The sequence below is a fragment of the Nostoc sp. ChiQUE01b genome, from assembly GCF_034531255.1.
Classification (GTDB): Bacteria; Cyanobacteriota; Cyanobacteriia; order Cyanobacteriales; family Nostocaceae; genus Nostoc.
In genome coordinates this window covers 1-6,470 of sequence record NZ_JAVRBM010000113.1, presented here as the reverse complement: position 1 = coordinate 6,470, position 6,470 = coordinate 1, and the positions used below count along the sequence as shown (strand labels likewise).

Annotated in this window: 5 protein-coding genes; all 5 read left to right on the top strand. The window is 42.5% G+C overall.

What is annotated here, in order from left to right; genetic code table 11:
• Positions 1-2,643, top strand: a 2,643-nt coding sequence (locus RMY63_RS37605) for a COR domain-containing protein (RefSeq protein ID WP_322733555.1), incomplete at its 5' end; no start/stop codon positions are given.
• A gap of 444 nt (positions 2,644-3,087) precedes the next feature.
• Positions 3,088-3,261: a hypothetical protein gene (locus RMY63_RS37600; protein WP_322733554.1), complete on the top strand. Its 174-nt coding sequence runs from the start codon at positions 3,088-3,090 to the stop codon at positions 3,259-3,261.
• Entirely contained in the window at positions 3,261-3,479 is a 219-nt protein-coding gene (locus RMY63_RS37595; RefSeq protein WP_322733553.1) for a hypothetical protein, read from the top strand. The genes RMY63_RS37600 and RMY63_RS37595 overlap by 1 nt, the downstream gene beginning before the upstream one ends.
• A gap of 365 nt (positions 3,480-3,844) precedes the next feature.
• Positions 3,845-5,593: a ShlB/FhaC/HecB family hemolysin secretion/activation protein gene (locus RMY63_RS37590; protein ID WP_416212584.1), complete on the top strand. Its 1,749-nt coding sequence runs from the start codon at positions 3,845-3,847 to the stop codon at positions 5,591-5,593.
• Positions 5,594-6,159: 566 nt separating this feature from the next.
• The gene (locus RMY63_RS37585) at positions 6,160-6,336 is read left to right on the top strand and encodes a hypothetical protein (protein ID WP_322733551.1); all 177 of its coding nucleotides are present in this window, start codon (positions 6,160-6,162) and stop codon (positions 6,334-6,336) included.
• Positions 6,337-6,470: the final 134 nt, after the last annotated feature.

Here is a 6,470-nt window from a genome sequence, read left to right as displayed (position 1 = left end):
AGCAGTCTGCCAGCGGAAATTGGCCAACTCACCAACCTGCAAACCCTCGACCTCTACAGTAATCAACTGAGCAGTCTGCCACCAGAAATTGTCCAACTCACCAACCTGCAAACCCTCGACCTCTACAGTAATCAACTGAGTAGTCTACCACCAGAAATTGTCCAACTCACCAATCTCCAATCCCTCGACCTCGGCAGTAATCAACTGAGCAGTCTGCCACCTGAATTTGGACAACTTACCAACCTGCAAACCCTCGACCTCCGCAGTAATCAACTGAGCAGTCTGCCACCAGAGATTGTCCAACTCACCAATCTACAAACCCTCGACCTCCGCAGTAATCAACTGAGCAGTTTGCCAAGGGAAATCAGGCAACTATCAAACCTGAAAAAGCTGGATCTTCGTAGAAATCCAGTCCCCATACCACCAGAGATTTTGGGGTCGAAGAAGTTATATGAAGATCCGGGTGATGTGAATGAAATTCTTGATTTCTATTTTCGGGTGCAAGATCCAGCCGAAACCGAACCTTTCTACGAAGCAAAATTCTTGATCGTTGGCGAAGGGGGAGCCGGTAAAACCTCTTTAGCCAAGAAAATCAGCGATGAAACCTACAAACTCCAGGTAGATGAGGAATCAACGGAAGGCATTGAAGTCATCCAGTGGCACTTCACACAGCCCAATGGCAAAGATTTCCGCGTCAACATCTGGGATTTTGGCGGTCAGGAAATCTACCACCAAACCCATCAATTTTTCCTCAGCAAGCGTTCTCTCTATACCTTAGTTGCCGACACTCGCAAAGAAAACACTGATTTTTACTGGTGGCTGAAAGTTGTCGAACTCTTGAGCGACAAAAGTCCAGTTATCATCATCAAAAACGAAAAACAAGGCCGTCAGTGTGAAGTCGATGGAGGGCAGTTACGAGGAGAATTTGACAACTTGAAGGAAATTCTGGCAACCAATTTAGCTGATAATCGCGGTTTGGTAGAGATAAAAAAGGCTATTCAGCTTTATATCAGCAATCTTGACCATGTTGGTACACCTCTACCAAAACTTTGGGTAAGAGTCAGAGCCGCTCTAGAGAACGATTCCCGAAATTACATCAGCTTTGAAGAATACTGTAACCTTTGCCGAATCAATAATTTAACTGACCGTAAAGACATGCTGCGCTTGAGTAGCTATTTACATGACCTCGGTGTTTGCCTTCATTTTCAAGATGATTCTACACTCAAACATTACGTCATCCTCAAGCCAGAATGGGGAACATCTGCCGTTTACAAAGTTTTGGATAATCAAACTGTCAAGCAAAAGCTAGGTTGTTTTACTAAGGAAAACCTCAAAGATATTTGGCAAGACGGCGAATATACAGATATGCGAGATGAACTCCTGCAATTAATGATGCGGTTCAAGCTTTGCTATGAAATTCCGGGTCGTCGTGACATTTATATTGCGCCTCAATTGCTTTCCATTGAAAAAGCTGATTATACCTGGGACGATCGCAATAACCTTATCCTGCGCTACAGTTATACATTCATGCCCAAAGGCATCCTCACCCGCTTTATTGTCGAGACGCATCCTTGGATTGAACAGCAAAAACTCGTTTGGAAAAACGGTGTTGTTCTTAACAAAGACCAAACTCGTGCAGAAGTCATTGAAAACTATCATCAACGGGAAATTAAAATCCGTGTAGGCGGAAATCGCAAAAAAGAATTGATGGCAGTCATCACCCATGAACTCGAAAAAATCCATAACTCTTACGAACGTTTGCAATATCAAACCCTAGTTCCGTGTAACTGTGAGACTTGCAAAGATAGTCAAACACCTTATTCATATCCTCTAGAGGAACTCTACAAGCGCTTAAACGCTGGTCGTTACCAGAAGGAGTGCGAGAAAAGCTATGAAATGGTAGATGTCCGCAGGTTAATAGATGATGTCATATTTCAACCCGCAAAAGTAGCTGAGGAAATCAACCCCCAAGTTGCACAATTGCAAAGCGAACTGGAGCGCAAGCGAGATGAATCATTGACGCATCGTTTACGAGATAGTGAAGAAGAACAAAAACAGATCGTGAATAGTCAATCTGCAATTGAATTCGAGAAGGAAATTTTCATCTCTTATGCTTGGGGTGGAGAAAGTGAGCAATTTGTCAATAAACTAGATGAGACTTTACAGGCAAAAGGAATCAAAATCATCCGCGATAAACACGATTTGGGCTACAAAGGACTAATTAAAGCTTTTATGGAACGGATTGGACGCGGCAAATGTGCGATCGCAGTTATTAGTGACAAGTATTTAAAATCCTCCAATTGTATGTTTGAGCTAGTGCAAATTGCTAAAAATGGAGAGTTTTATCATCGAATTTTCCCGATTGTGTTAGCCGATGCCCAAATTTATAAACCTGTTGCAAGACTTAAATATATTAAGCATTGGGAAGATGAAATTAAAGAATTGGACGAAGGGATGAGAGAAGTTGGTGCAGCTAATTTGCAGGGATTTCGTGAAGAAATTGACCAATACACTGAGATTCGCAACACGATCGCAGAACTCACCAACCTGCTAAAAGATATGAACACGCTTACCCCTGATATTCACAGCGAATCAGAGTTTGAGTCATTGCTGAATGCGATCGCAATCCGTTTAGATGAGTAAAACTAGACTATTGTTGACGCTTTGAGGTAAAGCAATGTCTCCGACGGGCTATGCCTACCCCCTTTTAACTAGACAATTTATGTTCTAAGGTGCAAGCTTTAAGTTCAAAAGTAGAATGATGAGGATTAAAGGTGCAACTTCGAGGATTAAAGGTGCAACTTCGAGGATTAAAGATGCAAGTCCGAGGATAAAAGGTGCAACTTCGAGGATTAAAGGTCAAGCGATCGCCTTTTTAACTCGACAGTTCATGCTAAAAGGTTCAACTTTCGAGTTCAGAGGTGGAATGATGAAGTTTTCAAGGAGAGCAATCGCATCATTAACAGGCGATCCAACACCGTTTAGATGAATAAGATTGATTTAAACCTCGTTCCCATACTCCGTATATTGGTGACAATTTAAGAAAAAGGTAATGTTGTCAATAGGTGTGTCCAAGGAACTAGGGTGATGGCAAACCCACGAGTCGGAAATCCAGACCACAAGCGAAACAAAAATATGCTAGCGCCAGAAAACGAAGCGATCGCAGCGCCAATGGAGGAACTACTAACACCACTGGTATATAACCAATTGAGTTATTACAAACACTTAGGCTTGCGATCGCGGATTTTAAGTCTACGTTAATGATGGCGGCAGTATTAACATTACTGTGGCGACAAGTGCCGTCAGTACGTGAGTTATGCCGATTACTCAACCGAGAAAACCTGCTGTGGTGTCAAGTGACTCAGGTCTGGCAACAAGCTCTATCTAAAAGGTTTCTAGAATTTCCCGCATCAATGTTTGAACGGGTAATGATGGAATTAATTCCCCAGTTAGAGCTGAGAGACTTTAATTATCTTTGATCGAGGTTTTTATAATTTTACAGAATTTGCCGCACTGGTAGAAAAAGGGGTGGCTTGGATCACTGGACTCAAAAAAGCTAGTTATCGAGTCCAAACAACCTTACAGCAGTTTTCAGGTATTTAGACCACAATTGAGATGAGGGGGATGAGGGAGATAAGGGAGTAGGGCGTGGTGTGGTTCAATTACTTGAAAAACGCTTTAAATTGAGATTTCCTCAAGATATCAACTTTAGCGACAAAAGATGAAGTAAGATTCACATCTGAAGCAGTTCCCTTATAATCCCATAGTTACTGACAAAAAATAGTCTGGTGCGATGATTGATAAATACCCTCAGAATCTTATAGTGTCCTGCTTACCGCTGAGTATGCTTCTATTACTTGGCAGTACATCTTTAAGTCCACTGAAAGCTGAGACTGTTGATACTACAAAATTACCAACTAGTAATTTCATCTTATCACAACAAATTCCACCACCACAGGATATCCAACCACCCACCACACCTTCACCACTTCCCTCACCGGAAGTGCCACAGCCACTCCCCCCACCAGCAGAACTATTTCCACCCTCTGCCCCAACTCCCACACCTGATGAACCACTTCCTGGCAACTTTCCTCAAACTATTGTTGTTGAACGCTTTGAAGTTGTTGGTAGCACAGTTTTCAGTGCCCAAGAATTAGCCAAAGCCACTGCTGAATTTACCAAACGACCGATCTCACTGACTGAAGTGTATCAAGCACGTTCTAAAATCACTGATCTATATGTCAAAAATGGTTACATTACTTCTGGTGCCTATATTCCACCTCAAACAATCCAATCTGGTGTTCTCAAAATTCAGGTGCTCGAAGGTAAATTAGAAGATATCCAGGTAACTGGAACTCGGCGGCTGAATCCGAATTATGTCCGTAGCCGACTAGCAATCGCCACATCAGCGCCTCTGAATCGCCAGCGTCTATTAGAAGCCCTGCAACTTTTGCAACTTAATCCTTTGATTAAAAACGTGACTGCTGAACTCTCAGCAGGATCAAGGACGGGTACGAGTCTTTTGGAAGTTAAAATCAGTGAGGCAAAAACCTTTAGTGGGCAAATAGTTCTTGATAATGGGCGATCGCCTAGTGTTGGCAGTTTTCGACGCGGGTTAAGATTGAATGAAGCTAACTTACTCGGATTGGGAGATGGTCTGAGTTTAGGATACACCAATACTGATGGTAGCAACTCTTTTGACGCTAGTTACACATTGCCTCTTAATCCCCGCAATGGAACTGTGAGCTTTAACTATGGCACTACGTCGAGCAATGTGATTGAGCCTCCTTTCGACACTTTAGATATCGAATCGGCTTCTCGCTACTACGAGGTGACATTCCGTCAGCCAATAATCCAAACTCCTACACAAGAGTTCGCTCTGGGATTAACAGCTTCCCGACGCGAAAGTGATATCTCGTCCTTTTTACAAAGAGAAGGGGTTCCCGCCTCTGAACTTTCGCCTGGTGCTGATGAAGAAGGACGCACTAGGGTATCTGCGTTGCGATTTTTTCAAGAATGGACGAGTCGTAACAGTCGGGAAGTCATCGCCCTACGCTCTCAATTCAGTTTAGGCATAGATGTGTTGAATGCTACGGTTAATCAAGATGCTCCTGATAGCCGTTTTTTTGCTTGGCAAGGGCAAGCACAGTGGGCACGCCTTTTAGCTCCTGAAACCTTATTGTTATTACGTTTAAATACGCAACTTGCATCTACAAAACTTCTGCCTATAGAGCAATTTGGCTTAGGTGGGCAGGATAGCATTCGCGGCTACCGTCAAGATTATCTGCTGACAGATAATGGCACTTTTGTTTCTGCAGAAGTTCAAGTCCCAATTCTGCGCTTACCGCAGATAAATAGCACCTTACAAGTTATCCCGTTTGTGGATTTTGGTATTGGCTGGAACAGTTCTGGTCAAGACAATCCCAACCCTAATACTCTAGCTTCTGTTGGTCTGGGGTTGCGTTGGGCACAGGGCGATCGCTTCACCGTTCGTCTTGACTGGGGTATCCCTTTAATATCTGTTAACTCAAATAATGAAAGAACATTACAAGAAAGCGGTCTGTATTTTAGTTTACTTTATAATCCTTTTTAACCACTGTCCATGTCCACCCTATTAAACCAATTCGCAATTCGCTTTTTCGCCCATTCGCAATTACGTGTTGTAACGGTGATTTAGACCCCGCCCAACACTTGCGGCTTGATAGAAGCTGGGGATCTAAACCCCTACACTTTGTTAAGATTTGAGGGTGGATATGGACAGTAGTCAATGATGAAAAAACGATGATTATCTAGGTTTTTATAAAAAAGACCCTGGGTTATGATTCCAGGGTGCATACACGTTTTTCAGGCATTAATTGATTGAATAATAACTTTGTAAAATAGTTATTTCTACTATCCATAGAATGATACAAAAATAGAACTTAGTTATTCTAGTCTATCAATACATCTACCGTTGGGAGTATACAAATATTGGAAGAGGCAAGTTATGTCAAGTCCGGTTAATTACTTCTGATATCATGTCCGCTTGATTACTTATTAAACCCGAAGAACCCCACCCCGCCAAAGCTACGCTTTGTCTCCCCTCCCGAAAAGCGGGGAGGGGATTAAAGGGTGGGGTGCAATGACTGTGGAAATCACAACTAATTATGCGGACATGATATGATTACCGTATCTCTACAAAAATCCCAAAAGCCTTTTTCCCCCTGCTCCGGTTCGGCACGAGTCCCTCACGGCAAGCCTGCGCCCTGCCAGGGCGAACTAAATGATAAGTCTTTAGTCAAACACGATATTATCCGGCAATATTCTGATTGGATTAACCTTCAAATGGTACTCTAATTAATCCATATAATTGAAGCTAATTTAATTTTTGTTGGGGGCATAAAAACACAGCAAAAATTAAATGTAATTTCTTGGGAGATATAGCAGTCGTCACCTCAGTTAGGACGTAGGATATATAAAAGAAGTGATTG